Origin of the sequence: Nesterenkonia sandarakina (assembly GCF_003003175.1) — a bacterium.
GTDB classification, from domain to species: domain Bacteria; phylum Actinomycetota; class Actinomycetes; order Actinomycetales; family Micrococcaceae; genus Nesterenkonia; species Nesterenkonia sandarakina_A.
This window is the reverse complement of the sequence record NZ_PVTY01000009.1, coordinates 19,591-46,209: the sequence shown is the minus strand read 5'-3', so window position 1 is coordinate 46,209 and position 26,619 is coordinate 19,591. Positions and strand designations below refer to the sequence as shown.

Genomic DNA, 26,619 nt, shown 5'->3' with positions numbered 1-26,619 from the left:
CCGCCGGGGCTCACCTGGGCTGGGGCGGTGGATGAGGCGTTGGTCTCAGTCTCTTGGGAAGTCACGGCTCTCACTCTACCGACAGCCCGCCAGCCGCCGGGGTGAGACCGACCAGTGGTGATAAATTCAAGGGCGATGAGCGCTGAGGCTGGAGCCGCCGAGAACAGCCCTGCACCGTCTGGTGCCGAGGGCGCCGTCGGGCTCGGCACCTCCGCCCAGACCGCCGAGGCTGAATCCGGACCGCGCCGGCCGCGCAAGCGAGACATCTGGCTGCATATCCTGCGCTCCTCCACGCGCCCCAAGAGCGTCTGGTCCCCGATGGTCGAAGGACTGCTCGGTTCGATGCTGGTGCTCCTGGGCTCCTTCGGAGTCGGATGGCTGGTCAGCGTCTCCCCGCTGTCGCGTCAGCCGTGGATCATCGCGTTCCGCACCGAGACGGTCGGCGTCGTCGTCGCCACCATCGCCCTGACCCTGGGCTGCTGGGTCATGCTGCGCGCCTGGCTGCGGCTCGGCCGGGTCCTGGAGAATCCTGACCCGAGCCAGCAATGGCCCACCCGGTCGCTGCGCACCGTCAACGCCGCCGTCGTCCTCTGGTCGCTGCCGCAGCTGATCGCGATCCCGATCTTCTCCCGCGACGTCTTCGCCTACCTCAACCAGGGCCGGCTGGTCCTGGCTGGTCAGGACCCCTACACCACCGGCGTCTCGACCCTGGACAACTGGTTCCAGCTGGGCACCGACATCCTCTGGGCCGAGTCGGAGACCCCCTACGGTCCGCTGTTCCTCTGGCTCGAGGCCGCGGTGATGGGCGTCGCCGTCGACAATCCTGACCTCGCGCTCTTCCTCTTCCGCCTCGCCTGCGTCGGCGGAGTGGTCATGATGATGGTCTTCGTGCCCAAGCTGGCCCGGATCCACGGGATCGACCCGGCTCGGGCGCAGTGGATCACGCTGGCGAACCCGCTGTTGATCATCAGCTTCATCTCCAGCGCGCACAACGACGCGATCATGGTCGGCTTCGCCCTCGCCGGCGTCTACGCCGCCGCTCACGGCAGGGGAGTCCTCGCCACCCTGCTGGTGGTGGTCTCCATTGGGATCAAGCCGATCACGATCGTGCTGCTGCCCTTCATCGGGCTGCTCTGGGCAGGTCCGGGGGCCTCCTGGTCGCGGAAGTTCAGCTACTGGTTCCTCACCGCCGGGATCGCCGCCGCCGTGATGATCACCATCGGCCTGGTGCAGGGCTACGGCTTCGGCTGGCTGGCCGTGCTGGCCGGCACCGGCACCGGCAGCGTCTTCTGGTCCCCGATCGGCATCGCCGACGGTTGGCTCGGCACGCTGCTGCGCTCCTTCGGCCTCGACAGCGGCTGGACGCTGGAGGTGTTCAAGGTTGCCGGCCGGATCCTCTCGGTGATCGTGGTGCTGTGGCTGATGTTCCGCGGCGATGAGAAGTTCATCGTCCAGCGGATGGTCTGGGCGTTCACCGCACTGGTGGTGCTCTCCCCGATCATCCAGCCGTGGTACCTGCTCTGGCTGCTGCCGCTGTTCGCGATCACCGGGATCCGCAAGGACTGGCAGTTCAAGTGGGTCGTCTTCACGATCATCTTCTTCCTGGCCTTCGGCGCCTCGGACCAGCTCTCGATCTACCAGTTCCTCGGCCTGGACCAGCAGATGCTCGCGCTCTCGATCACCGTGTCCTGGATCTGCATCATCTGGCTGACGCTGCTGGACCGGCAGACCCGCTGGGTGGTCTGGGACGGCTGGGGCCTGCCCGCGGTCCGCTGGGAGTGGCCCACGCTGCGCGGCCGCCGCGCTGCCGAGACCCCGAAGAACACCGACGACGACGCCGCCCCGGTCCAGCTGGCTGCGGGCGCACCGGCCAAGCCGACGACAAGGCAGGTCGCTGGGCAGGTCAGCGGGCCGATCTCAGGGCCAGTCTCAGACCCCGTCGCACGAGCGACCGCCGAGCCCGGGGGAGAGGAGACCACGCCAGGTGCGCGCTAATCTCGTCTCCCGCAACGCGCTGCGCGCCCGCTCGTTCCTTGGCCAGTGGCCGCCGACCGCCTGGCTCATCGGCGGGGAGGAGGCCGCGGCCTCGCACACCGCCCGGCAGGGACTGCTCGCCTCGATCATGATCATGCTCGGCTCCTGGGGGGTCGGCTGGCTGGCGATGACCCCGCAGTCGCTGCTGGCGCTGAACCCGGTGCTGCTGCCGCTGCGCACGACGACGGCCGGCGTGGTCACCTGCACGGTGCTGCTGGTCTTCGGTGCGCTGCTGCTCCTGCGGTCCTGGCTGCGTCTGTCCCAGCGGGTGGGGTCCTGGTCCGCCCGGGCGACCCCGGTGATGCTCCGGACGCTGCTGATGTGGGCCACCCCGCTGATGTTCACCCTGCCGATCTTCTCCCGCGACGTCTTCTCCTACCTGGCGCAGGGCCGCGTGCTGCACGCGGGACTGAACCCGTATGAGGACGGGGTCTCTGAGCTTCCCGGCTGGTTCATGGAGGGCGCCGACGGGCTCTGGGCCGAGTCCCCGTCGCCCTACGGCCCGCTGTTCCTGGTGCTCGCGCAGCTGGTCTGGTTCGTCTCCGGCGGGGTCCCGGAGATCGCCATCGCGCTGTTCCGCATGTTTTCCCTGCTCGGCATCGCGCTGATGCTCTACTGCATCCCGCGCCTGGCGAAGGCCTTCGGCTCGGAGCCCTCCTGGGCGCTGTGGGTGTGCCTGCTGAACCCGATGACCCTGCTGGTGTTCATCCCGGCGGCGCACAACGATGCGCTGATGATCGGCCTGATGCTCGCCGGCACGCTCGCCGGGCTCCGCCGCAGGCGGCTGCTGTGCACCGTGCTGGTGGTCTCGGCGATCGCGGTGAAGCCGATCGCCATCGTGGTGCTGCCGTTCATCCTGCTGCTCCCGCTGCGCAGCACCGCCGCGCTGCGCGATCGGTTCCGCGAGTGGGCGATCGGCGGCACGTCAGCAGCCGTGCTGCTGGTCGCCGGCGGCGCGGCGCTGGGCATCGGGCTGGGCTGGATCGCCGCCGCGCTCGGCGCCGGGGCCGCGGTGCTGCAGGCCGCACCGGTGGGCCTGATCGGGATCGGACTCGGCGCCGCCGCGCAGGCGCTGACCGGTGTGGAGGCCGCCGTGGTCACCGACTTCGTCTACACGCTGGCGCGCGCCGCGGCCGGCGGCGTGCTCGCGTGGATGCTGCTGCGACGCACCGTCGGGAACCCGGTCCTCTGGGCCGGCTACGGGCTCACCGTGGTGGTGCTGACCTCCTCGATCATCCAGCCCTGGTATCTGCTCTGGCTGCTGCCGTTCTACGCGGTGGTCCATGTCTACCGCGGACGCGTCCTGGTGCTGGTGACCACCGTCTTCACCGTGATGGTGCTGCTCTCCATGGTCGGTCAGCTCTCGGTGGCCCAGTGGATCAACGCCACGGCGATCAACACCATCGCGATCGCGGTGGTCACGCTGTATCTGATCTATGTGGTCTTCCTGGACCCCAACACCACTGAGTTCTTCGACATGCGGCGACGCTCCCAGCGCTGGAATGCGCAGCACGGGTGGCAGCGGCTGAGAGGATTGACCCCGCCGCGCACCTCCTGGGCGGCCGAGGACATCTACGAGAAGGACACCACGTGAAGCTCCCCGGCTCCCGACTGCTCTGGCTGCTGCTCGCCGCCACCACCCTCGGCGCCGCGCTGTCCGTCGTGGCCGTGCAGTGGTGCCGGATCAACGGCTGGACCGACCCCGACCAGCACATCCACATGTGCTACTCCGACTTCTCGCTGCTGTTCAGCCAGCGCGGGCTCGCCGAGGGGCTCTTCCCGTTCGTCGACGACGTCCCGGCGGATCAGGTCATGGAGTACCCGGTGCTGCTGGTGATGGTCGCCGGGGTGCTGGCGCTGCTGGTCCCCGGGGAGGGCATCACCGACGAGCGGATCCTGGCGTTCTACGACCTCAACCACCTCGCCGTGGTCCTCTGCTGGCTCGGCGTGGTGCTGGCGACCGCATACTCCACCGCGGGACATCGCCGCCAGGACGCACTGATGGTGGCCCTGGCGCCGGGGATCATCCTCTCGCTCTCGATCAACTGGGACATGTGGGCGGTGTTCCTCGGCGCGCTGGCGCTGCTGCTCTGGGGACGGTCCCATCCGGTCTGGGCCGGAGTGCTGATCGGGCTGGGCGCCGCGATGAAGCTCTACCCGCTGTTCTTCCTCGGCGCGATCCTGGTGCTGTGCCTGCGCAGCGGACGGCTGCGCTCCTTCGCCGCGACCACGCTCGCCGCGGTGATCACCTGGCTGGCGGTGAACCTGCCCTTCATGCTCCTGCAGTTCGAGCAGTGGTCCACCTTCTACCGATTCTCCTCCGAGCGCGACGTCAGCTTCTCCTCGGTCTGGCTGTTCTTCACCTGGCTGCCGCTGGACGGTGCCGGATTCTCGCTGCTCTCCAACGGCCTCTTCCTGCTGTGCTGCTTCGGCGTGGCCTACCTCGGCTGGGCCGCCCCGACCCGGCCGCGGATGGCGCAGCTGGCCTTCCTGATCGTCGCCAGCTTCCTGCTGCTGGGCAAGGTCTACTCCCCGCAGTTCGTGATGTGGCTGATCCCGCTGCTCGTGCTGGCCCGCCCGAAGGTCCGCGGCTACCTGGTCTGGCAGATCGCGGAGGTCTACCACTGGGTCTCGGTGTGGATGATGAGCGCCAAGATCACCTCCGGCGGGGAGTTCGCCGGCGGCACCGTCCTCATCGACTGGGCGTATCATCTCGGGATCCTGGGCCACATGGCCACGCTGATCTACCTGATGGTCCAGGTGGTCCGCGAGATCCTGGACCCCGAGAAGGACATCGTCCGAACCCGGACCCGAGACCTCGAGCGGGAGCGCGCTCGGGATCGTGAGCTTGAGCGCGCCGCCGCGAACCCCGGTGCACCCGAGGACGACGTACGCAGCCTCCCTCGGCTCACCTCCGCACCGGGCGACCCGGATCTGGGGGAGACCGACCCGCTGGCCGGTGTCACCCGCGGGCGGCCCGACACGTTCGCTCTGCCCGGCCTCGGCCGGCAGGCCTCATGGAAGCTGCGCTGGTGACGCCGGCGCCCGCCACGCCCGCCACACCGGCCATGACGTCCACCGTCACCCGCTGCCACACACGAGGTCCTGATGCTTGAGATGCTCGCCGTCATCGGCCCGATGTTCCTGGTGATCGGCGTCGGGTTCGCCGCCGGGTTCGTCCCGCGCTTCCTGGGCGCCCGGGATCAGCTCAACGGGTTCCTGTTCTACTTCGCGCTGCCCACCTTCATCTACACCGCGATGGTCACCGCTCCGCCCACCGCGGGCTTCCCGTGGCTCGCGGTGGCCGTCGTCGCCGTCGTCACGCCGCTGGTCTCCGTCGGGCTCTACTACGGCAGCCATCTGCTCGGCGCCCGGGGACGGGAGGGCGCGGCGTCGACCTCGCTGGCCGGAAGCTTCGGCAATGTCGGATACTTCGGGATCCCGGTGGCGATCAGCGTGTTCGGTCCCGAGGCAGGCCTTGCCGCGGGGATCGTGCACATGCTGCACAACCTGATCTACCTCAACGGCTACCCGCTGGTCCGCACCATCGTGGCCGCCCGCACCGAGCAGTCCAGCGCGGCCGAGCAGGCCGCCGCCGAAGAGTCGACGGACGTCCCCGCTGCGGCCGGCCGATCGGGGCGCGCGCCGAAGACCGGCGGCGTCGGGCATCTGCTGCGCACCCAGATCGGGCCGATCCTGAGGCGCGCGCTGCTGCTGAACCCGGTGTTCATCGCCATGGCGCTGGCACTGCTGGTGGTCTTCAGCCCGCTGGGACTCCCGGCGATGATCAATGAATCCGTGAGCCTGCTCGGTCAGACCGCGGTCCCGCTGGCGCTGTTCTGCGTGGGTCTGGCGCTGCATCCCGCGATCGAGGGGATCCGCAGCGGGGGCGTGCCCAAGCGTCTGATCGTGCTGGGCACGCTGGGCAAGATCCTGCTCCTGCCGGTGCTGACCTGGCTGGCCGTGCTGCCCTTCTATGACCAGCTGGGACCGATCTGGGCGGGCACCCTGATCATCATCGCCGCCATGCCCTCGTCCACCACGGTCTACGTCTTCGCCCAGCAGTATGAGGGCGACGGCCGACTCGCCGCGTCGATCCTGGTGACCAGCACGCTGGCCTGCCTGCTCACGCTCCCGCTGCTGGCAGAGCTGCTGCTCTGATCTTCCCGGCGTCGATCTCGTAGACGGCGTCCACGTGGCGCAGCACGGCGCTGCGGTGGGCGATCATGATCACCGTGGCGCTGGTGGCCTCGGGCATCCGGCGCAGGATCTCCGCCTGGGTGAGCGGATCCTGGGCCGAGGTGATCTCATCGAGGATCAGCACCGGGCTGCGCCGCAGGTACCCGCGGGCCAGCGCCAGCCGCTGTGCCTGACCGCCGGAGAGCCGCGCGCCCTCCGCGCCGAGCTGGGTGTCCAGGCCCTGGGGCATCGCGTCGATGTCGGCGGCCAGGCAGGCCGACCGGCAGGCGGCGAGGATCTGGTCCTCGGTGGCCCCCGGACTGCCCAGCACCAGGTTCTCGCGGATGCTGCCGCTGATCATCACGGGACGTTGCTCCACCACGGTGATGTGCGCGCGCAGCGAGGCCAGGGAGAGGTCGCGCACGTCGGTGCCGCCGAGCCGGACCTGACCGGCCTGCGGGTCCCAGACGCGGGCCAGCAGCGAGGCCAGGGTGGACTTGCCCGATCCGCTGACTCCGACGACGGCGGCCACCTGCCCCGGCTCGATGTGCAGGTCGACGTCGTGCAGCACCTCACGCTCGGTGCCGGGGTAGCCGAAGCTCACCGCTCGGAAGGACACCGAGGCGGCGCCGTCCTGCTCGGTGCGCACCTCAACCGGGGAGGTGGGCTCGGTGACCTCGGGGGCGCTCTCCTCGAGCTCGCGCAGGTTCGCCGCGGAGGCCAGGGCCGCCGGCAGCGAGATGCCCAGCGCCTCGATCGCGGCCAGCGCCGGGGCGGTGCCGGGCACCAGGGCCAGCACCAGCAGCAGCTCGGTGTAGCCGATCACGCCGTCCTGGGCCTGCGGCAGTCCGAGCAGCAGCAGCACGAACAGGGCGAGCACCTGCCAGCCCTGACCGGCCGCCGCACGGAGTCCCAGCAGCACCGAGGCGCCGCGGGAGCCTGCGCCGATCTGTGCGCCGAGACGGTCCACCCGTTGAGCGCGCTGCTCCTGTGCCCCGAAGATCGTGATCTCTTCACGGCCGCGCAGATCGTCGCTGATCTCCTGGGCCAGCGCACCGCGCGCGCGGACCTGGGCGGTGCTGGTCGCGCGTCCGCCCCGGCGTCCGATGCCGATCAACGTGGCCGCAGCGGTCAGATAGATGACCAGCAGCGCGCCTCCGAGCGCGGAGCCGGTCAGGCTCCAGGTCAGCACGACGGCGGCGGCTGGGATCAGCACCGCTGTCACCACCGGGGCCAGGGTGTGCGCGAAGAAGACCTCGACCCGGTCCACGTCGCGGGTGGCGGCCGAGAGCAGCCGGCCGCTGCCCCGTGAGGCGGTCACGGCGGGGGCGAGCGGGATCAGCTTCTCGTAGAGCCGGACGCGCAGCTGCTCCAGCAGCGCGAAGGCCGCGGTGTGCCCGGAGAGCTGCTCGGCGTAGCGGGTGAGCCCCTTGGCGGCGGCCAGGCCGATCATCACCGCGATGACGGTGCCCAGCGGCGGGATGTCCTGATCGTCGGCGAGACGTCCGACCAGCCAGGCCGGGAAGACCAGCAGCGCGGCGCCGCAGAGCAGGGTCAGCGTGCGCGCGAGCGCGGAGAGCCCCAGCAGCCCCGCCGAGCCCTTGGCCAGCTTCAACAGGTGAGCGATCATCGGTCTTCTCCTTCGCCTGCAGTGGCCTGCGCGTAGTAGCCGGTCTGGGCGAGCAGCTCGTCGGGAGTGCCCAGCGCCGCGGTGGATCCGGCCTCGAGCACCAGCACCTGGTCGGCCCAGCGGGTGGTCGCGAGCCGGTGCGCGATGATGACCAGCGTGTGATCTCCGGCGAGGCTGCGCAGGGACTCATCGACCAGGCGTTCGGCCCGGCGATCCAGGTCAGCGGTGGGCTCGTCGAGGATCAGCAGCTTCGCGCCGGAGAGCAGGGCACGGGCGATCGCGAGGCGGCGGATCTGCCCTCCGGAGAGCGAGCCGCCGTCCTCGCCGACCTGGGTGTCCAGGCCGTGCGGCTTCGCGGCGATCTCCGCGTCCAGGCGCGCCTGCGCGAGCGCCTCCCAGAGCTGGTCCTCGGAGGCCTCCGGGCGGGCCAGGCGGAGGTTCTCCGCCACGGTGCCGGAGAAGATGAACGGCTTCTGCGGCACCGTGACCGCGGCCTGCTGCAGCGCCGCGGAGTCGGCGGGGCGTCCTTCGAGCAGCAGCTGGCCCGACGCTGCGGGGAACAGCCCCTGGAGCACCGCGGCCAAGGTGGACTTGCCGGCACCGGAGGGGCCGACGACGGCGACCGCGGCGCCGCGCGGGACGCTGAGTGTGACCCCGCGCAGCACGCTGCGTCCGCCGCGCTCCACGCCGAGATCCTCCAGGCGCAGCAGCTCGGCACGTTCGGGGGCGGGTTCGTCCGACGTCAGGCTCGGTGTCACCGTCGGTGTCTCCGTCGGCGTCTCTGCCGCAGGAAGATCCGCCGAGGCGGCACCGGGCGACGTCGTCGAGGGTGTTGTCGATGTTGTCGACGTCGGCGTCGTGAGCGTCTGGGTGAACAGGCCCTGCTGAGTCCGCCCGGCCATGGCCACGTAGAAGGAGCGGCCGAGCTTGTCGATCGGTTCATAGAGCAGCGTGGCGAGCAGCACCACGGCGAGGAACCCGCCGGCGGTGATCATTCCGCCGTCGAAGCGCCACAGGGCCAGTGCCACGGCGGCGGTGATCATCACCAGGGAGAAGAGCGCATCGTTGACCAGGATCATCAGCTGGCTGCGCTTGAGCAGGGCCACCGCCTGGACCCGCAGGGCCGCGGCGGCTTCGGCCACGCTGCGCCGGCCGGCGTCCTCGGCTCCGAGCAGCACCAGGCCGCCGAGCGAGCGCAGCACCTCCTGGAACTTCGCCGTGGCCTGCCCCGCGAGACGGCGGTAGGCCGCGGTGGGTCCGCGGAAGCGCGCGAGGAAGAACCGGACCAGCACCGGGACCAGCAGCACCAGCACCAGCAGCACGACGGCGATCACCGGGTCCACGAAGATCCCCAGCATCAGCAGCACCAGCGCCGGGGCGGTGAACGCCGCCAGTGCCGGACCCAGGAACTCCGCGCGGTATTCCGCGATCCGCTCCACGCCGCCGGTGAGCAGGTCGGCCTCACCCGTGCCGGGTCGTCCGCCACCAGGGGGCCCGCCACCGGGTCGGCCGCCACTGGGGCCGGCACCAGGTCGGGCACCGTCGGTGCGACCGTGCGGAGGCCCACCGACTGCGGCGGCGTGACCGGGGGAAGTGGGCCGCGCGGGGCCAGTGGAGGCGCCAGAGGCTGCGGCCGCCGGATCACGGTCAAGTGCTGCCCGGATGCCGCTGCCGCGCCAGCGCTGCTCCTCCACCGCCCGGAGCCGCGGCGGCACGGCCGCGGCGATGCCCGAGCAGGTCACCGCCACTGCACCTGCGACCGCACCGAGGATCAGCGCGCCGGTGGTGTCGGCTTCGTCGAGCGCGGCATCCAGGACCCGGCCGAGCGCGAGGAACAGGGTGGTCAGCGCGATTGTGCGGACCCATTGCAGGGCGGTGGTGATCCAGGCGCGCGGAGGCATGTCTTGCAGAAGCACGCCTCCGATCATCCCAGGTTCAGCGGCCCCCCGGGGGCGAGTGCAACATTCGCGAAGCGCCGCCCGATGCGCAGCTGCGCCTCGGTGTCGGGATGCAGCTGATCACTCATCGGCAGCTCGGCCTCGTCGGCCTCCCCGAAGAGCTCGAGGCCGTCGAGGAAGTGCAGCCCCGGATCATCCTCACGGCGCACCTCGACGATCTCGCGCAGCGTGCGGCGGATCACCTGCAGGGTGAGCTTGCCGGAGGCCACGTCCTCCGAGCTTCCCATCGAGGTGAAGCGACGCCCGGATTCCAGCAGCTCCATCTGCAGCGGGCCGGGCCGGGTCTCCTGGATCGCGCAGTGGAGCGGGGAGATCAGCAGCAGCGGGGTCTGCGCGTGGCGGCCCTCGCGGATGGTGTCGAGGAAGCCGTGCACCGCCGGGATGAAGGTGCGCAGCCGCATGGTGTCTCCGTTGGTGATGTTGATCCCCAGCTTGAGACTGATCACGTCGGCCTCCGCCGCGCGGATGGTCCGGGCCGTGAACGGGTCCAGCATCGCCTGACCGGCGAGCCCGAGGTTGGTCAGCCGGACCCCGGCCGTGCGGGCGGCGACCACGGGCTAGGTGCCGGTCGGGTGGGAGACCGCGAAGCCGTGGCTGATCGAGCTGCCGTGGTGCAGCCAGCGGGTCTTCCCCGCAGCGACGCTGGGGCTCAGCTCGGCGTCGGTCTCGAGCCCGATGAGCTCGGTCCGCTCCTCGTGCGGCAGCCAGATCTGCACGTCGTGGGTGCCCGGAGGCAGCGGCAGCAGCTCGATCCGGGCGTCCGCGCCGCCGGTGCTGGCGACCTCGCCGGTGATCGGGTCCCCGCGCCGGGTGGTGCCGACGCCCTGGACCGGCGCGCGGAGCTGGGCATAGAGCTCCCCGTCGACGACCACGTCGTAGACGGCGGCGTCGACGGCCTCGTCGCCGGTGAGCTCCCGCGTCGGGTGGGTGAGGAGCACGATATCGGTGGCCTCGGTGCGGAAGTCGAGGTGCACCCCGCTGGGCTCCGCCGCGACGCGCGCGACTCCAGGGTCGGTGGTCTGTCGCCGGGCGGCGGCGGGCAGCCGCCAGGGCAGCAGGCCCCGCGAGGTGACCTCGTGCTCCAGCGCGCCGTGCAGCAGCGGAGCCAGAGCCTCGGCAGAGAGTCGCATAGATGTCCCCATTCCCAAGAGTCGCGTGGGCTGAACAGTACCAACCGGTCCACCCGGTCTGTTCAACTGCTGTTAACCTTCCTGCCCGAGTGTGTGCGCTGATGACTGAGCATTCAACGGACGACGCCGGCCCCGCCGCCTCCCGACATCCCGGCACCGTCGCAGAGGTGTTCCTGGTCTTCCTCCGACTCGGACTGACCTCCTTCGGCGGCCCCGTGGCGCACCTGGCCTACTTCCGCGACGCCTTCGTCACCCGGCGTCGCTGGCTCACCGAGAAGGCCTACGCCGATCTCGTGGGCCTGTGTCAGTTCCTGCCCGGCCCGGCGTCGAGCCAGGTGGGCATGGCTCTGGGGCTGCAGCGCGCCGGGTACCCCGGGATGATCGCCGCCTGGTTCGCCTTCACCATGCCCTCGGTCGTGCTGCTGGTGGCCTTCGCGCTGGGGGTCCAGCATGCCGGCAATCTCGCCGAGGCGGGCTGGATCGACGGGCTTAAGGCCGCGGCAGTGGCGGTGGTGGCCCATGCGGTGCTCTCGATGGCGAAGACCCTGACCCCGGACGCCCCGCGCGCGTCCATCGCCGCCGCCGCGATGGTCCTGGTGCTGCTGGTGCCGAACCCCTTCATCACCGTGGGCGCGATCCTGCTCGCCGGCGTGATCGGGTTCTTCTGGCTGCGCAGCCCGGAGGCCGGACCCGAGCCGAAGGATGCCTTCCCGGTGCGGGTCTCCCGGGGCGCCTCCTGGACCGCCCTGAGCCTGTTCTTCGCGCTGCTGGCCGGTCTGCCGGTGCTTGCCGCGCTCACCGGAGCGGGATGGGCGGCGATGGTCGACTCCTTCTACCGGGCCGGGTCGCTGGTCTTCGGCGGCGGACACGTCGTGCTGCCGCTGCTGCAGGCCGAGACCGTGCCGAACCTGGTGGACCCGGAGGTCTTCCTCGCCGGGTACGGGGCCGCCCAGGCCGTGCCGGGCCCGCTGTTCACCTTCGCCGGGTTCCTGGGCGCCTCCAGCACCGGCGAGCCCTCCGGCCTGATCGGCGCCGCCGTCGCGGTGCTGGCCATCTTCCTGCCCGCCGGGCTGCTGGTCATCGCGGCGCTGCCCTTCTGGGAACGGCTGCGCGGGAACTCCTCGGCGCAGAAGGCGCTGATGGGAGTCAACGCCGGCGTCGTCGGAATCCTGGCCGCTGCGCTCTACACCCCGGTCTTCACCTCCGGGGTGCTCGAGGTGGGGATCGAGGCGCTGGTGCTCGCCGTGCTCGCCTTCGTGGCGCTGAACAGCTGGCGCGTCCCGGCCTGGGCCGTGGTGATCGCGGCCGGCCTGATCGGCGCCGTGCTGCTCTGAGGCCCGACTGGCCGGAGAGCAGACCTCAAGCCGATGGACAGGACCGAGAGGTACAGTTCTGAGGTACTTGACCGCTTTGGCGAGGAGGACCCTGCCGCATGCTGAGCTCCCAAGCTCGCGGACTGAGTCGTCTGTATGCCCTCGACGTGGCGCGCGCCGCCGCCGTGTTCGGCATGATCATCGTCAACGTCGGTCCTTATAACGACGACGGCTGGGCCTCCTGGATCGTGCGGGCGCTCAACGGCCGGGCCTCGATCCTCTTCGTGGTCCTCGCCGGGATCGGGGTGACCTTCCTGGCCCGCCGCTCGCTGACCAAGGGCATCACCCGACGCAGCACGCTGCTCTGGCGCGGCCTGCTGCTGCTGGGACTGGGGCTGGGACTCCAGACCCTGGAGCACGGGGTCAACGTGATCCTCTCCACCTACGCGGCGCTGTTCTTCCTGGCCGCGTTCATGGTCAAGATGTCCACCCGGTGGCTGTTCTGGTCCGCCACCGCCTCCGCGCTGCTGGGCCCGGTGCTCTGGATCCTGGCGCGGCAGCGCACCGATTTCCACATCGAGCCGGCCCAGATCGGGGACTCTCCGTTCGAGATCCTCGGCGCCATCCTGATCTCAGGCCCCTACCCGCTGGTGGTCTGGATCGCCCCGTTCTTCCTCGGGGTCTGGCTGGGCCGCCAGCCGCTGGGCAACGCCAAGGTGCAGCGGCGGCTGGTCTATGTGGGCGCCATCGCCGGGTTCGGCGCCTTCGGAGCCTCCGAGGTGCTGGTGCGGGTGCTCGGCGAGCCAGACACCACGGAGGTCGGATTCGACCGGATGATCTCTGCCGTCGGGCACTCCCAGATGCCGCTGTGGCTGATCAGCGCCAGCGGCACCGCGGTGATGGTGCTGGGGATCCTGCTCATCGTCGTGCCCTACTTCAACCAGCGGATCCGGCTGCTGGTCGCGGTGGGACAGATGCCGCTCACGGCCTACACCGCGCACCTGGTGGTCATCGCGCTCTTCATCTACCCCGGACCCCAGGAGCCGCTGCAGGGCTTCCTGATCAGCTGCGCGATCATGCTGGGCCTGATCCTCTTCGCCGTCGTCTGGATGGCGAACTTCCGCTACGGCCCACTGGAGGCGCTGCTGCGCAAGACCCCAGCGTTCCTGCGGGTCAGCTACCGCGTCCCCGAACGTCACCGCCGCCGGAAGCTCGCCCGCCCCTACCCCCGCCGGGCCAAGCCCGGATCATCCATGGAACAGAAGCCGACGCCTTCCTGAGGGAGACGAAACATGCAGCCGAAGAACCGCCCGCCGCACACCCACGCGCCGAGACACCACCAGAGCGGCCCGCCGTCCACCCGTCGCGCGATGGTCGCGCGGCGAGCCGCGCAGACCACCGCGCTGCTGGCCACCTTCGGGCTGCTGGCCGCCTGCGCCACCGAGGAGGAGCCGCCTCCGCCCCCGCCGCCGGCGCCCAGCGAAGAGCTGCAGGAGCCCACCAGCACCCCTGAACCGGTGGAGGACACGCTCACCCAGCAGGGGGTCAGCGCCGGGCACCCGCTCGCCGTCGAGGCCGGAGAACAGGTCCTCACCGACGGCGGAAACTCCATCGATGCCGCCATCGCCGCGGCCTTCGCGATGTCGGTGGTCGAGCCCTTCGCCTCGGGCCTCGGCGGCGGCGGCTCAGTGGTCATCGCCGGACAGAACGGCGAACCGCTGTTCTACGACTACCGCGAGATGGTGGGCGTGGACGGAGAGATCCCCGAGACCGGCATCGGAGCACCAGGCTTCGTCGCCGGCATGGGACGCCTGCACCAGGAGCACGGAAGCCTGGAATGGGATCGGCTGATCCAGCCCGCACAGCAGCTCGCGTCCGAGGGCTTCGAGGTCTATGACTTCCTGGCCAGCCGGATGACCGAGGACCTCGGCCCGGAGGCCATCGACGGGGTGGAACCCTTCGAGGTCGACGGCGAGCCCCTGGCCAGCGGAGAACAGCTGGTCCAGACCGAGCTCGCCAGCACGCTGGAGACCCTGGCCGCGGAAGGCTGGGAGTCCTTCTACACCGGCAGCCTCGCCGAGCAGCTGACCCAGGTCGAGGGCATCGACGCCGAGACCCTCGCCGACTACGAGGTCACCGCGTCTGAGCCGGTGTCCGGAGAGTTCGGCGATTACGAGGTGCTCGCCGCCGCGCCCGCGCTGCCCGGCCCGGCCCTGGTGCAGCTGCTCCAGATCGCCGAGTCTCAGGGCATCGCGGAGCTGGAACCGGGCTCCGCGGAGTACATCCAGACCCTCTCCGAGGCCTGGCTGGTCGCGGAGGAGACCGTGCTCACCGAGATCGGCGACCCCGCCTTCGTGGAGGTCCCCGTGGAGGAGATCACCGACGCGGAGTCCAACGCCGCGATCGAGATCTCCACGCAGTCCGCGCCGCAGGATCCCGACGCAGGCTCCGCCCAGGGCTCCGCGGAGCAGCAGCCCGCACCAGCTGAGGGTGATGCCCCGCGGGACGCCAACACCACGCACATCTCGGTGATCGACGACGAGGGCATCATGGTCTCGATGACCAACACCCTGACCAACTTCTGGGGCGCAGGCGAGGTCAGCGGAGGGTTCTTCCTGAACAACCAGCTCAGCCGTTTCGAGGCCGTGGACTCCCCGGCGAACCGACCAGAGGCCGGCCGGAAGTCGGTGACCTGGTCGATGCCCACCATCGTCCTCGACGACGAGCAGCGCCCGGTGCTGGGCATCGGCACCCCCGGTGGTCACCAGATCCTGAACATCATGGGCACCGTGCTCACCCAGTGGGGGCTGCAGGACGCGCCGCTGCAGGAGGCCGTGGACGGGCTGCGCTTCCGCCTCATCGCGGAGGACGAGCTTCTGGTCCTCGACGATGAGCCCGACGACGAGACCAGGGAGGCGCTCGAGGACCTCGGCTGGGAGCTGCAGGTCTGGCCCGACGAGTGGGGCGGCTTCGGCTCGGTCCAGGCGCTCGAGGTGGATTATGAGACCGGTGAGGTCACCGGTGCCGACGATGACCGGCGCGTGGGCAGCCACACCGTGATCGACTGACCTGGCACCACCCGTGGATGACCCCGTGCGGGCTCGCCGACGGTAGAGCCCGATGGGAGCCGTGCGGACCGATTAGCATGGAGCCATGAGCACCACGTCACCGCGCAGCATCCCCAACATCCTCTCGATCGCCGGCACCGACCCCACAGGTGGGGCCGGGATCCAGGCGGACCTGAAGAGCTTCGCGGCGCACCGGGGATACGGGATGTGTGTGGTGACCGCACTGGTGGCGCAGAACACCCGGGGCGTGCGAGAGATCCACCTGCCCCCGGTGAGCTTCCTGCGCGCCCAGCTGGACGCCGTCTCCGACGATGTGGCGCTGGACGCCATCAAGATCGGGATGCTCGGCACCGAGGAGATCATCACCACCGTGGCGGAGTGGGTGGATTCTCTCGGCCACGGCAGGCATGGTGACGGCGAAGATGGTGACGGCGGGGATGCGCAGGACGACGTCGACGGCTCCGGGCCCGTGCTGGTGCTGGACCCGGTCATGATCGCCACCTCGGGGGACCGGCTGCTCGACGCCGCCGCCGAGTCCGCGCTGATCGCGTTCCTGCACCGGGCGGACCTGATCACGCCCAACGTGCCAGAACTCGCCCTGCTGGCCGGGGCCGAGCCTGCCAGCGATCCCACGGGGCTGATCTCCCAGTCCCGCGCCGTCGCCGATGAGCATCAGGTCGTGGTGCTGGCCAAGGGAGGACATCTCGACGATGCCACGGCGCAGGAACACGTCGTCGACACCCTGGTCTACCCGCAGCGCGCAGGCGTGCGTCCCGCGGAGGAGCAGTTCCTCTCACCCCGGATCCACACGCAGAACACCCACGGGACCGGATGCTCGGTCTCGGCGGCGCTGGCCACCCTCGCCGCGCGCGGGCACAGCTGGTCCACCGCGCTTCCGGTGGTCAAGGACTGGATGACTTCAGCGCTTCAGGACTCTGAGCGCCTCGACGTCGGCCAGGGCCACGGCCCGATCCAGCACTTCGCGCAGCTCTGGGACTGACCTGCTTCGGAGTGACGCGCTCGGTCCGCGGGGCCGCGGCGGCCGATCCGGCGGTACGGGCCAGGTGATGCTGGGCCCGTCGATGCTGGGCCCGCGCGGATGCCTCAGCTCTGCGGGGCCTCGTGCGGCCCGCCGGCGTGCTTGGCGATGTCCTCCCACTTCCAGGTGGTCCCCATCGCGTCATCGGAGGGGAACCAGGCCCCCGTGGTCGCCCGGTCCCGAGGGGTCGGTCCGGTGGCGCCCTGTCCCGAGACCGGGGCCTGATCCTTCAGTGCGGTGACCCGGTCCCGGATCGAGGCCATCTGCTGGTCCAGCGCCGCGGCCTGGACGGCGGCGTCGCGCAGCTCGTCGAGGATGTCGCCGGGCACCTCGCCGTCATAGGTGTAGTAGATCTTGTGCTCCAGCGAGGCCCAGAAGTCCATCGCCACAGTGCGGATCTGGACCTCCACGTAGACGAACTCGGTGCGGTTGGAGAGGAAGACCGGGACCTGCACGATCACGTGCAGGCTCTGGTAGCCGTTGACCTTGGGCGTGCGGATGTAGTCCTTGACCTCGACCACCCGGAGATCGGGCTGGCTGCACAGCATCTCCGCGACCCAGTACGCGTCAGAGACGAAGGAGCAGGTGATCCGGATCCCGGCGATGTCCCGGATGGAATGGCGGATGCTTTCCAGCGTGGGCTCGGCGCCGTAGCGCTGTACCTTGTCCAGGATCCGATCCAGGGACTTCAGCCGGTAGTTCACGTGCTCGATGGGGGAGTAGTCGCGGGTGTGCTCGAACTCCTCACGCAGCACGTTGATCTTGGTCAGCACCTCATCCATGCCGAACTTGTAGTGCAGCTGGAACTCGGTGAGCTGCCGCCGGATGTCAGCCATCCGCACCGCCATGCCCGCGCCCTCCTCGCCGGCGCTGCTGTGCAGCTCCGAGAGCAGCTGACGGTAGACGTCGGACTCGCTGCGCTGGACCTTCTTCTCCGCCTGCCGGGCCAGGTCCTTGCTGGGCGGTACCCGTACCCCTGTGCTCGGCGAGATCCCCTCATCGGTGTCGAAGGGAAGAAACTGACTGTCAGTGGCAGGAGCGCGTCCAGCGGACATGGGGGAAGTTCTCCTAGGGGTTTCCGGGGCTCGCAGCCCGAGGCTGCAAGTCGGCGGTCAGGGGACCGCTGCTTCGATTCTCGACCCTAGGTGCAGTGTCTGTGAAGTCCCTCTATGCAATCGTTGTGATCACCGCGACCGCGGCACTATGGCCGGGATGAGCCGCGTCGGGCACGGAGACAGAGGCCCGTGGCCACCGAGCGCCGCTCCGGTCCAGAATGAGACCCCAAACACAACATCTGGGGAATAATGGGGCATGTAGACGCAACATCTGCCGATGTCCCGGGGCAGACACGCCGAGACACGCGGTGCTCGAAGAAACTTCTCCTTGGGAGTATCGGAGTCCACAGCTGTGGAGGAAGACCCGGCAAGGGGTCCACTTCCCCGCCATTCCAGGGGACCCGCGCTCCACAGGCCCTGTGGACGGCCGGTGGAGAACTACACGCGTGCAAGTACAGCATCTAGTGTCCGCTGACATCCGCGAACCCAAGATGTAGTATTGGAGCAACGCCTGAACGTCACGTTTGAATCGGAGATCCTCATGTCTGTCACTGTCTACACCAAGCCCGCATGCGTCCAGTGCAACGCCACTTACCGCGCCCTGGACAAGAACGGCGTGACCTACGAGACCGTCGACATCACCCAGGATGCCGAGGCCCTCGAGCGGCTGCGCGGCCTGGGCTACATGCAGGCTCCCGTGGTCATCACCGAGTCCGACCACTGGTCCGGATTCCGCCCCGACAAGATCTCCGAGCTGGCCGTTCAGCACGCTGCGATCAGCTCGGTCGCCTGATGCAGCCGTGAACACCACGGCACGGCTGATCTACTTCTCCTCGGTGTCGAACAACACGCACCGGTTCGTGGAGAAGCTTCAGCGCGGGGCAGGAGAGATCGCGAGACTCCCGCTGCGCACCAAGGATGAGACCCTCGCGGCGGAGCAGCCCTTCGTCCTGGTCCTTCCCTCCTACGGCGCCGACGGCGGAGAAGGCTCGGTGCCGAAGCAGGTCATCAAGTTCCTCAACGTCGAGTCCAACAGGAACCTCCTGCGCGGAGTGATCGGCGCGGGCAACACGAATTTTCACGAGAGCTACTGCATCGCCGGTGACATCGTCGCCGCCAAGTGCCGAGTCCCTCACCTATACAGATTTGAACTGATGGGCACACCCGAAGACGTGGCCACGGTCGAGACGGGATTGGAAGAGTTTTGGAAACAGCAATCAAGCCGCTGAACGCGGCGAGCAGCGCACAGACCCAGCACGGCAGGGACTCCATGGACGCACCGCTGGCCAAAGTCATGCCTGCCCAGTGGCAGGGTCTGAGCTACCACGAGCTCAATGCCATGCTCAACCTCTACGGCCCCGATGGTGAGATCCAGTTCGAGGCCGACCAGCTCGCGGCCCGTCAGTACTTCTTGGACCACGTGAACACCAACACCGTGTTCTTCCACAACCTGGAAGAGAAGCTGGGCTACCTGGTCGAGAACGACTACTACGAGGCCGAGACCCTGGAGCAGTACTCCAAGGAGTTCATCAGCACCATCTTCGACCGTGCCTACGCCGCGAAGTTCCGCTTCCCGACCTTCCTGGGCGCCTTCAAGTTCTACACCTCCTACGCGCTGAAGACCTTCGACGGTGACCGCTACCTGGAGCGCTACGAGGATCGGGTCACCATGGTCGCGCTGCACCTGGCCCGCGGCGACGAGCAGCTGGCGACGAAGATGGTCGATGAGATGATCTCCGGCCGGTTCCAGCCCGCGACCCCGACCTTCCTGAACTCGGGCAAGAAGCAGCGCGGCGAGCTGGTCTCCTGCTTCCTGCTGCGCATCGAGGACAACATGGAGTCCATCGCGCGCGCCATCAACTCCTCCCTGCAGCTCTCCAAGCGCGGGGGAGGTGTGGCCCTCTCGCTGACCAACATCCGCGAGAACGGCGCCCCGATCAAGCACATCCAGAACCAGTCCTCCGGTGTGATCCCGGTGATGAAGCTTCTGGAAGACTCCTTCTCCTACGCCAACCAGCTCGGCGCACGCCAGGGCGCCGGCGCGGTCTACCTCAACGCCCACCACCCGGACATCTTCCGCTTCCTCGACACCAAGCGCGAGAACGCGGACGAGAAGATCCGGATCAAGACGCTCTCGCTCGGCGTCGTCGTCCCCGACATCACCTTCGAGCTCGCCAAGAAGAACGAGCCGATGTACCTGTTCAGCCCCTACGACGTCCAGCGCGTCTACGGCAAGGCGTTCAGCGAGATCTCGGTGACCGAGAAGTACCACGAGATGGTCGACGACGCGCGGATCCGCAAGACCAAGATCAACGCCCGCGAGTTCTTCCAGACCCTGGCCGAGATCCAGTTCGAGTCCGGCTACCCGTATGTGATGTTCGAAGACACGGTGAACCGGGCCAACCCGATCGCCGGACGGATCTCCATGTCCAACCTCTGCTCCGAGATCCTGCAGGTCTCAGAGCCCAGCGAGTACGCAGACGACCTGAGCTACTCCGAGATCGGCAAGGACATCTCCTGCAACCTGGGGTCGATGAACATCGCCAAGGCGATGGACTCCCCGGACTTCGGGCAGACCATCGAGACCGCGATCCGCACGCTGACCGCCGTCTCGGACATGTCCTACATCAACTCGGTCCCCTCCATCGCTGAGGGCAACCGGCGCTCACACGCCATCGGGCTGGGCCAGATGAACCTGCACGGCTACCTGGCGCGGGAACGCGTCTTCTACGGCTCCGACGAGGGCATCGACTTCACCAACATCTACTTCTACACGGTGCTCTACCACGCGCTGCGCTCCTCGAACCAGATCTCCATCGAGACCGGTCAGCGGTTCGACGGCTTCGAGAACTCGCAGTACGCGAGCGGTGAGTTCTTCGAGAAGTACACCGAGCAGGAGTGGGCTCCGGCCACCGAGAAGGTCCGTACGCTGTTCAGCCACGTGGCCATCCCGACCCAGGCCGACTGGCTTCAGCTCAAGGCCTCGGTCATGGCCCACGGCATCTACAACCAGAACCTGCAGGCGGTGCCGCCCACCGGTTCGATCTCCTACATCAACAACTCGACCTCCTCGATCCACCCGGTGGCCTCGAAGATCGAGATCCGCAAGGAGGGCAAGCTCGGGCGCGTCTACTATCCGGCCCCCTACCTGACCAATGACAACCTGGAGTACTACCAGGATGCCTATGAGATCGGGTACGAGAAGATCATCGACACCTACGCCGCTGCGACCCAGCACGTGGATCAGGGCCTGTCCCTGACGCTGTTCTTCAAGGACACCGCCAGCACCCGTGACATCAACAAGGCGCAGATCTACGCGTGGCGCAAGGGCATCAAGACCCTGTACTACATCCGCCTGCGTCAGCTCGCGCTGGAAGGCACCGAGGTCGACGGCTGCGTCTCCTGCATGCTCTGACCCTCGGTCCCATCGGGGCTGTGATCATCACCGCCCGTCCCGGAAGCCCCTTCCTCTAGAAAGAGACTCCTGACGTTGACACCATCTAAAGCGCTCCTCGAGCACGTCGAGGCGATCAACTGGAACCGCCTCGAAGACGAGAAGGACAGCGAGGTCTGGAACCGGCTGGTCAACAACTTCTGGCTGCCGGAGAAGATCCCGCTCTCCAACGACGTCCAGTCCTGGGCCACCCTGACCGAGGAGGAGAAGACCCTCACCATGCGGGTCTTCACCGGACTCACACTGCTGGACACCATCCAGGGCACCGTCGGCGCGGTCGCGCTGATCCCGCACGCGCTGACCCAGCACGAGGAGGCGGTGATGACCAACATCTCCTTCATGGAATCGGTCCACGCCAAGTCCTACTCGCAGATCTTCTCCACGCTGTGCTCCACCAAGGAGATCGACGAGGCCTTCCGCTGGTCCAAGGAGAACGCGAACCTGCAGCGCAAGGCCCAGATCGTCATGGACTACTACCACGGCGATGACGGACTGAAGAAGCGGGTGGCCTCCACCATCTTGGAGTCCTTCCTGTTCTACTCCGGCTTCTACCTGCCGATGCACTGGTCCTCACGGGCGAAGCTGACCAACACCGCAGACATCATCCGGCTGATCATCCGCGACGAGGCCGTGCACGGCTACTACATCGGATACAAGTACCAGCGCGCCCTGGAGCGTGAGACTCCGGAGCGTCAGCAGGAGCTCAAGGACTACACCTACGAGCTGATGTACGAGCTCTACGAGAACGAGCTGCAGTACACCCACGACCTCTACGACGGCGTGGGCCTCAGCGAGGACGTGAAGAAGTTCCTGCACTACAACGCCAACAAGGCCCTGATGAACCTGGGCTATGAGGCGATGTTCCCCAAGGAGCTGACCGACGTGAACCCGGCCATCCTTTCCGCGCTGAGCCCGAACGCCGATGAGAATCACGACTTCTTCTCCGGCTCCGGGTCCTCCTACGTGATCGGCAAGGCCGAAGAGACCGAAGACGACGACTGGGACTTCTGAGCGCTTCTCTCTAGGTCCGGAGAACTTCTGGTCAGAGGCCCGGATCCGCGAAATATCGCGGATCCGGGCCTCTTCTGTGTTCACTGCGACGGGACCGGCGGGCGGGGGCACGTTCGCGGTCCAGAACAGCTTCCCGCCGGCTCTGACCTTCAGGTGACCCCGGAATCGATCCCCACCCCACTCCTGTTCCGCCGGTTAGGTGACTTTCACCGACGCGAGACTCATCTCGCCGATGCGATCCTGTGGTCATCGCCCACGACCGTGCAGAACGGTCTGCCCCGGAGGAGACCACGCATGAGCGAGTATCTGGACATCACGAGAATCCGCCCGGTCTCGACCTCCGCTGCGAGTTCGGAACGAAGGCCGCCCGGTGCCTCGGGCGCGAATCATGACTCCCCGGCGAACGGCGTCACTGCGGCCGCCGCGCTTGGCTGCCTGATCATCGGCCTCCAGGTCGAGGGCGTCACGACGCGACACACCTGAGAGGGAGACTCACTGTGGCATGGAGCACGAGCGAGATCGCGGACATGGCGTCGACGACCGTGAACACGGTCCGGCACTATCACCGCCTCGGGCTTCTCGACGAACCCGAGCGGAGAACCAACGGATACAAGCAGTACGGGGTGAGACACCTCGTGCAGCTGCTCCAGATCCGGCGGCTCGTCGGCCTCGGTCTGCCGCTGGGGCGGATCGGTGCTGTGCAGGCCGGCCGTGAGGACGGCCAGGAGGTTCTGCACCAGTTGGACGCGGAGCTGATGGCCGGCATCGAGCGGCTCCAGCAGGCGCGGACGGACCTCGCCGCGATTCTGCGCGAGGACGCTCCCGCCGATGCACCGGCCGGGTTCGAATCGGTGGCATCTCGGCTGTCGGAGTCGGATCGATCGATCCTGCACATCTCCGGCCAGCTCTACGACGCACAGGCCATGGCTGACCTGCGACGCATGGTGGAGGTCGACGAGGCGATCGACCGTCTCGGCGCGCAGATAGACCGCCTCCCGCCGGACGCCGACGAGACGAGCAGGGAAGGTCTCGTGCAGCTTCTCGCGCCGGTCCTCGCGCAGAATCTCGCCGACTACCCCTGGCTGCTGAATCAGTCCGAGCGTCTGTCGAGGAGTGAATCCGTCGTCCGGCAGACGATCTCGGAGGCGATCGCCGATCTCTACAACCCGGCGCAGCTGGACGTGCTCTTCCGTGCAAGTCTGATCGCGTGCGAACGGGTGGAGGCTCGGTTCGATGCCGCGGACGACGAACGCCTGAGCATTCCAGAGAGAACTCATGTCTGATCTGGACGAAGGCCCCCAGCGATCCGCGGAATCCACCCATGCCGGTTGACGTCGCGGAGTTCCTGCTCGCCGTCTCCGGGGTCTCGGCGACTCTGCTCGGCACGTTCATCGTCGGGGTCTTCTTCTATCTCGACCTGTCCCACTACCGGTCGGCCACGAGCACCACGATCCCGATCGACCGCTATATGCGCGTCGCCGTGCGGTGGGTCTTCGTCGCCTACTCGCTTCCGCTGCTCCTGCCGCTGGTGCTGGTCTTCGCCGAGCCGATCTGGGGTGCGCTGACGTTTCTCGCGCTGATCGCCATGCTGCTCGCCGCCACGGTCGGGACAGTGCGGCAGGTCCTGACTCGGGGCGGAGCCGGCTCATCGATGCCGCTGATCCTCAACGAATGGATCACGACCGCCGCGGTGCTCATCGCCTTCGTCCTGCCGTGGCTCATCGGCGGATGGCCGCCGGAGCCATCTGCGTACATCCCCTCACTGGTCATCGCCATCGCCGCCAGCTTCGCGAGCACTGCCGCTCTGGTGATCAGCGAATTCGACTCGACGATCGCGCTGCCGCGGCCACGTGAAGAAGCTCCCAGATCCCGGCGCGGCACCCGCCGTCGCTATGCGGAGGAATCGCGGGACACTCGCGTGCGCGCGGACCAGACCCTCGGTTGACCGGGGCACCCACCCCGGGGCGTCAGGACAGCGGAAACTCCCTCAGCTCGCGACGCGATCTGATCCCGAGCTTGCGGTAGATGCTCCGCAGGTGCGCCTCGATCGTGCGGGGGCTCAGGAACAGCTGCGCACCCACTTCCCGGGAGGTGGCTCCGGTGGCCACCTGCCGCGCAACCTGCAGCTCCTGGGCGGTGAGCTCACCGGTCGATGGCGTCGTGCGACGACGTGGGTGCTCACCGGTCGCCCGGAGCTCCTTCGCCGCTCGCGCGGCGAACGCGTCCGCGCCGATGCGCGAGAGGAGATCGTGCGCCATCCGCAGCTCCTTCCGGGCCTCCTGACGGCGGCCCTGGCGCCGCAGCCATTCGCCGTAGACCAGGTGGGCCCGCGCAGACTCGCCGGTCAGCCGTGAGTCTTCAAGATGCGTGATCGCGGCGCGGTAGTGTGCCTCGGCCGAGGGGCCGGAGAGCGTCAATGCACGCGAGCGCGCCTGAAGTCCCCGGGCCCACGGCGTCCCGCAGGCATCGGCACGGGTGCTCAGCTCCTCGAGGGCCCGGGCGGCGCTGGGCGGATCACCGGTGCGGGTGGATGCCTCGATCAGCTCCGCCAGGCCCACGCTGCTCAGTGACAGTGCGACACACTCGCAGGTCATAGTGGCGGCTCGCTGCGCCTTCTCGTAGTCGCCCAGGGCGTTGGACACCACAGCGCTGGCGTAGGCTGCCAGCGCGACCTCCGCTCCTTCCGGAGGATTGCCGCGATCCCGCACGGTGAGCTCCTGGAGCCTCGCGACGGTGTCAGCGTCACCACGCCAGGCGGCGACGATGGTTTCGGCGTGACGCATCGGCACGCCGCCGATGGATTCCGAGATGGCGATCGACCGCCCTGCCATCTCACCGGCGCGGGTGAGCTCACCGCCGAGCGCAAGGATGTTGGCGTGGAAGTTGAGCGCGCTGGCGAGTCCCGACAGCGCTCCTTCCGCCCGCGCCGATCGGACGTTCGCCTCCGCGAGTCGATAGGCCAGGTCATCGTCCAGGATGCCGACGGCAGCACGTGCCGCGAGCCAGAGCCAGGAGGGGTACTGCCCTGCCGGGGCACCGGAGGGATCGGCATCGCACACCGCTCGCAGTGCGTCGCGGAGCACAGGAACACCCTCGGCGAATCCCCGGACCATCGTGGCTGACAGTGCGCGCAGCAGCCGATCGACCGGTCGGCCGACGAGTGTGAGGGAGGAATCCGCGAGGGCCGCCTCGGCGACGATCCGCGACGTCGGACCACCGATGACCAGAGCCGCATCGAGGGCGTGGAGATGTGACTCGTGAGCCAGGTCCGGATCAAAGGCGGCCACATCGCGTGCGGCACCCAGGAGCATCTCCGGAACCGTCTGATCCCGGCTCAGATGGAAGCTGATCTGCGCGCGCAGCAGGGAAAGCCGTGCGCGCTGAGCGGGATCGAGCGGGCCCGCTTCCGCCGTCGTGAGAAGATCCAGCGCGGTGTCGGAGGCACCCGACTCGTGCACGGCGTGCGCCGCCTCCAGGGCGCGTGCTGCCCGGACGGCCGGATTCGGGGTCAGCTGGGTCGATCGCAGCAGGAACGCTCCCGCGGCGGCATAGCCTCCACGCGCCCTGGCGCGGGTGGCTGATCGCTCGAGGTCCCCGGCGACGCGCTCGTCGACCCCGGAGGTCGCCTGGGCCGCGTGCCAAGCCCGACGATCCGGCTCCGAGGTCGGATCGGTGACAGCCGCCAGAGCCGCGTGCGCGCGGCGACGATCGGCCGGGTCCGCCGCCCGATAGACGGCCGATCGCACGAGGGGATGCCGGAAGCGCACCCGGGGACCGATCTCGAAGAGCCCCGCCGACTCGGCGGGAAACGCCGAGCCTTCCCCGATCCCGGAATGCTCGGCGGCGCGCTGGAGCAGGGTGGGATCCCCGGTCGGATCGGCCGCGGCGAGCAGCAGCAGCCGCTGACTCTCCTCAGGGAGCCCCTGCGACCGATTTCGATACTCGGTCTGCACCCGACTGGAGACGTCCGAGAGGTCCGGCTGCTGGAACCCGCCGGCAAGTCGGGCCGGCGGGGTGTGGGAGGGAAGCTCGACCAGGGCGAGCGGATGTCCGCGAGTCTCCGCGATGATCCGTTCCCGGACCTCGTCGTCGAGGGGAACCGGGACGACCGAGTCCAGCAGCAGACGGGCATCCGTGTCGCCGAGTCTCCTCAGAGGCAGTTCGGGCAGGCCGGCGAAGACCGCGCCTCCGGGCTCGTCGTCGCGAACGCCGAACACCATGGCCACCCGTTCGGCCCCGATCCGGCGTGCGACGAAGGCGAGCACCTCGGCCGACGCGGGATCGAGCCACTGGGCGTCATCGACGAGACACAGCAGCCCGTGCTTCTCGGCCGCCTCGGAGAACAGCCCCAGAGCTGCCAGGCCGACCAGGAATCTATCGGGCGTGGACCCGGCCTCGCGACCGAGCGCGACGCCGAGGGCCAGCTGCTGCGGCTCCGGCAGCGAGGGCATCTGGTCGAGCAGGGGAGCACACAGCTGATGCAGACCCGCGTACGCGAACTGCGTCTCCGCCTCGATGCCTGTGGAGGTATCGATGCGGAAGCCGAGCTCCTCGGCGCTGGTGTGCAGGTGCTCCAAGAGGGCCGTCTTGCCGACGCCGGCCTCGCCGCGCACCACAAGCGCGCCGCTGCGCCCGGCTCTCGCCTCACCCAGCAGCTGCTCGACCCGACGGCACTCGGCGTGCCGACCTAGAAGCAACGGTCGTCTCCTTCCTCTCAGGAACGACCCGCATCAAACCCTGTGCCTACA

21 protein-coding genes are annotated in these 26,619 nt (G+C 68.7%); 15 read left to right on the top strand and 6 right to left on the bottom strand.

What is annotated here, in order from left to right; all coding sequences use genetic code 11:
- Nucleotides 1-135 precede the first annotated feature (135 nt).
- The 4 genes from mptB (BCL67_RS08640) (at nt 136) to BCL67_RS08625 (ending at nt 6,195) form a co-directional block, all read left to right on the top strand.
- Complete coding sequence (gene mptB, locus BCL67_RS08640; protein WP_181255948.1) at nt 136-1,995, top strand: polyprenol phosphomannose-dependent alpha 1,6 mannosyltransferase MptB; 1,860 nt, start codon at nt 136-138, stop codon at nt 1,993-1,995.
- The gene (gene mptB / locus BCL67_RS08635; protein ID WP_106123046.1) at nt 1,985-3,628 is read left to right on the top strand and encodes a polyprenol phosphomannose-dependent alpha 1,6 mannosyltransferase MptB; all 1,644 of its coding nucleotides are present in this window, start codon (nt 1,985-1,987) and stop codon (nt 3,626-3,628) included. The genes mptB (BCL67_RS08640) and mptB (BCL67_RS08635) overlap by 11 nt, the downstream gene beginning before the upstream one ends.
- A complete protein-coding gene (locus BCL67_RS08630) occupies nt 3,625-5,070 on the top strand; it encodes a glycosyltransferase family 87 protein (protein ID WP_258174911.1) in 1,446 nt (481 codons plus the stop codon). Before mptB (BCL67_RS08635) ends, BCL67_RS08630 begins: the two co-directional genes overlap by 4 nt.
- A 72-nt stretch (nt 5,071-5,142) precedes the next feature.
- The gene (locus tag BCL67_RS08625) at nt 5,143-6,195 is read left to right on the top strand and encodes an AEC family transporter (protein WP_106123044.1); all 1,053 of its coding nucleotides are present in this window, start codon (nt 5,143-5,145) and stop codon (nt 6,193-6,195) included.
- Here BCL67_RS08625 and BCL67_RS08620 read toward each other — a convergent pair.
- The 4 genes from BCL67_RS08620 to BCL67_RS15615 are packed head-to-tail and all read right to left on the bottom strand — an operon-like array spanning nt 6,161 to nt 10,931.
- The gene (locus tag BCL67_RS08620; protein ID WP_106123043.1) at nt 6,161-7,843 is read right to left on the bottom strand and encodes an amino acid ABC transporter ATP-binding/permease protein; all 1,683 of its coding nucleotides are present in this window, start codon (nt 7,841-7,843) and stop codon (nt 6,161-6,163) included. The genes BCL67_RS08625 and BCL67_RS08620 overlap by 35 nt on opposite strands.
- Nucleotides 7,840-9,759, bottom strand: coding sequence for an ABC transporter ATP-binding protein (locus tag BCL67_RS08615; protein ID WP_146131117.1), 1,920 nt, complete (start codon nt 9,757-9,759; stop codon nt 7,840-7,842). Before BCL67_RS08615 ends, BCL67_RS08620 begins: the two co-directional genes overlap by 4 nt.
- Before the next feature lie 8 nt (nt 9,760-9,767).
- Complete coding sequence (locus BCL67_RS15620) at nt 9,768-10,355, bottom strand: hypothetical protein (RefSeq protein ID WP_219886466.1); 588 nt, start codon at nt 10,353-10,355, stop codon at nt 9,768-9,770.
- Between the two features lie 3 nt (nt 10,356-10,358).
- Nucleotides 10,359-10,931: a hypothetical protein gene (locus tag BCL67_RS15615; RefSeq protein WP_219886464.1), complete on the bottom strand. Its 573-nt coding sequence runs from the start codon at nt 10,929-10,931 to the stop codon at nt 10,359-10,361.
- A gap of 101 nt (nt 10,932-11,032) precedes the next feature.
- Here BCL67_RS15615 and chrA point away from each other — a divergent pair, with 101 nt between their 5' ends.
- The 4 genes from chrA (at nt 11,033) to BCL67_RS08590 (ending at nt 16,312) form a co-directional block, all read left to right on the top strand.
- Nucleotides 11,033-12,265 carry a chromate efflux transporter gene (gene chrA, locus BCL67_RS08605; protein ID WP_106123041.1) on the top strand — a complete coding sequence of 411 codons (1,233 nt, stop codon included), beginning with the start codon at nt 11,033-11,035 and terminating at the stop codon, nt 12,263-12,265.
- Nucleotides 12,266-12,363: 98 nt separating this feature from the next.
- Nucleotides 12,364-13,524 (top strand): DUF418 domain-containing protein, encoded by a 1,161-nt coding sequence (locus BCL67_RS08600; RefSeq protein WP_106123040.1) that lies wholly within the window; start codon nt 12,364-12,366, stop codon nt 13,522-13,524.
- Between the two features lie 12 nt (nt 13,525-13,536).
- Nucleotides 13,537-15,312, top strand: coding sequence for a gamma-glutamyltransferase (locus BCL67_RS08595; protein WP_106123039.1), 1,776 nt, complete (start codon nt 13,537-13,539; stop codon nt 15,310-15,312).
- An 85-nt stretch (nt 15,313-15,397) separates the two neighbouring features.
- On the top strand, nt 15,398-16,312 hold the full coding sequence (locus tag BCL67_RS08590; RefSeq protein WP_106123038.1) for a bifunctional hydroxymethylpyrimidine kinase/phosphomethylpyrimidine kinase: 915 nt from the start codon (nt 15,398-15,400) through the stop codon (nt 16,310-16,312).
- 104 nt (nt 16,313-16,416) lie between these two features.
- Here the strand turns inward: BCL67_RS08590 and BCL67_RS08585 are convergent, their stop codons facing one another.
- Nucleotides 16,417-17,406 carry a GTP pyrophosphokinase gene (locus tag BCL67_RS08585; RefSeq protein WP_258174909.1) on the bottom strand — a complete coding sequence of 330 codons (990 nt, stop codon included), beginning with the start codon at nt 17,404-17,406 and terminating at the stop codon, nt 16,417-16,419.
- Between the two features lie 541 nt (nt 17,407-17,947).
- Here BCL67_RS08585 and nrdH point away from each other — a divergent pair.
- From nrdH to BCL67_RS08550, 7 genes are all read left to right on the top strand, one after another.
- Nucleotides 17,948-18,199 carry a glutaredoxin-like protein NrdH gene (gene nrdH, locus BCL67_RS15610; protein WP_146131116.1) on the top strand — a complete coding sequence of 84 codons (252 nt, stop codon included), beginning with the start codon at nt 17,948-17,950 and terminating at the stop codon, nt 18,197-18,199.
- Between the two features lie 7 nt (nt 18,200-18,206).
- Nucleotides 18,207-18,635, top strand: a complete 429-nt coding sequence (nrdI, locus tag BCL67_RS08575) for a class Ib ribonucleoside-diphosphate reductase assembly flavoprotein NrdI (RefSeq protein WP_258174907.1) — start codon at nt 18,207-18,209, stop codon at nt 18,633-18,635.
- 41 nt (nt 18,636-18,676) lie between these two features.
- Nucleotides 18,677-20,821, top strand: a complete 2,145-nt coding sequence (gene nrdE, locus BCL67_RS08570) for a class 1b ribonucleoside-diphosphate reductase subunit alpha (RefSeq protein WP_106123035.1) — start codon at nt 18,677-18,679, stop codon at nt 20,819-20,821.
- Nucleotides 20,822-20,896: 75 nt separating this feature from the next.
- The gene (nrdF, locus tag BCL67_RS08565) at nt 20,897-21,871 is read left to right on the top strand and encodes a class 1b ribonucleoside-diphosphate reductase subunit beta (RefSeq protein ID WP_106123034.1); all 975 of its coding nucleotides are present in this window, start codon (nt 20,897-20,899) and stop codon (nt 21,869-21,871) included.
- A 294-nt stretch (nt 21,872-22,165) separates the two neighbouring features.
- Nucleotides 22,166-22,354, top strand: coding sequence for a hypothetical protein (locus BCL67_RS08560; protein ID WP_106123033.1), 189 nt, complete (start codon nt 22,166-22,168; stop codon nt 22,352-22,354).
- Between the two features lie 14 nt (nt 22,355-22,368).
- A complete protein-coding gene (locus tag BCL67_RS08555) occupies nt 22,369-23,154 on the top strand; it encodes a MerR family transcriptional regulator (protein WP_106123032.1) in 786 nt (261 codons plus the stop codon).
- A gap of 38 nt (nt 23,155-23,192) precedes the next feature.
- On the top strand, nt 23,193-23,816 hold the full coding sequence (locus BCL67_RS08550; protein WP_106123031.1) for a hypothetical protein: 624 nt from the start codon (nt 23,193-23,195) through the stop codon (nt 23,814-23,816).
- A 22-nt stretch (nt 23,817-23,838) separates the two neighbouring features.
- Here the strand turns inward: BCL67_RS08550 and BCL67_RS08545 are convergent, their stop codons facing one another.
- On the bottom strand, nt 23,839-26,568 hold the full coding sequence (locus tag BCL67_RS08545; RefSeq protein ID WP_106123030.1) for an AAA family ATPase: 2,730 nt from the start codon (nt 26,566-26,568) through the stop codon (nt 23,839-23,841).
- Nucleotides 26,569-26,619 lie beyond the last annotated feature (51 nt).

What these genes read in the sequence shown, in the direction of transcription:
- nrdH (WP_146131116.1), top strand. Translation starts at nt 17,948, where the DNA reads ATGTCTGTCACTGTCTACACCAAGCCCGCATGCGTCCAGTGCAACGCC.
- nrdE (WP_106123035.1), top strand. Translation starts at nt 18,677, where the DNA reads ATGGACGCACCGCTGGCCAAAGTCATGCCTGCCCAGTGGCAGGGTCTG.
- BCL67_RS08620 (WP_106123043.1), bottom strand. Translation starts at nt 7,843, where the DNA reads ATGATCGCTCACCTGTTGAAGCTGGCCAAGGGCTCGGCGGGGCTGCTG.
- BCL67_RS08590 (WP_106123038.1), top strand. Translation starts at nt 15,398, where the DNA reads ATGAGCACCACGTCACCGCGCAGCATCCCCAACATCCTCTCGATCGCC.
- mptB (WP_181255948.1), top strand. Translation starts at nt 136, where the DNA reads ATGAGCGCTGAGGCTGGAGCCGCCGAGAACAGCCCTGCACCGTCTGGT.
- BCL67_RS08550 (WP_106123031.1), top strand. Translation starts at nt 23,193, where the DNA reads ATGCCGGTTGACGTCGCGGAGTTCCTGCTCGCCGTCTCCGGGGTCTCG.
- BCL67_RS08625 (WP_106123044.1), top strand. Translation starts at nt 5,143, where the DNA reads ATGCTTGAGATGCTCGCCGTCATCGGCCCGATGTTCCTGGTGATCGGC.
- chrA (WP_106123041.1), top strand. Translation starts at nt 11,033, where the DNA reads ATGACTGAGCATTCAACGGACGACGCCGGCCCCGCCGCCTCCCGACAT.
- BCL67_RS08560 (WP_106123033.1), top strand. Translation starts at nt 22,166, where the DNA reads ATGAGCGAGTATCTGGACATCACGAGAATCCGCCCGGTCTCGACCTCC.
- BCL67_RS15615 (WP_219886464.1), bottom strand. Translation starts at nt 10,931, where the DNA reads ATGCGACTCTCTGCCGAGGCTCTGGCTCCGCTGCTGCACGGCGCGCTG.
- BCL67_RS08595 (WP_106123039.1), top strand. Translation starts at nt 13,537, where the DNA reads ATGCAGCCGAAGAACCGCCCGCCGCACACCCACGCGCCGAGACACCAC.
- BCL67_RS08600 (WP_106123040.1), top strand. Translation starts at nt 12,364, where the DNA reads ATGCTGAGCTCCCAAGCTCGCGGACTGAGTCGTCTGTATGCCCTCGAC.
- BCL67_RS08585 (WP_258174909.1), bottom strand. Translation starts at nt 17,406, where the DNA reads ATGTCCGCTGGACGCGCTCCTGCCACTGACAGTCAGTTTCTTCCCTTC.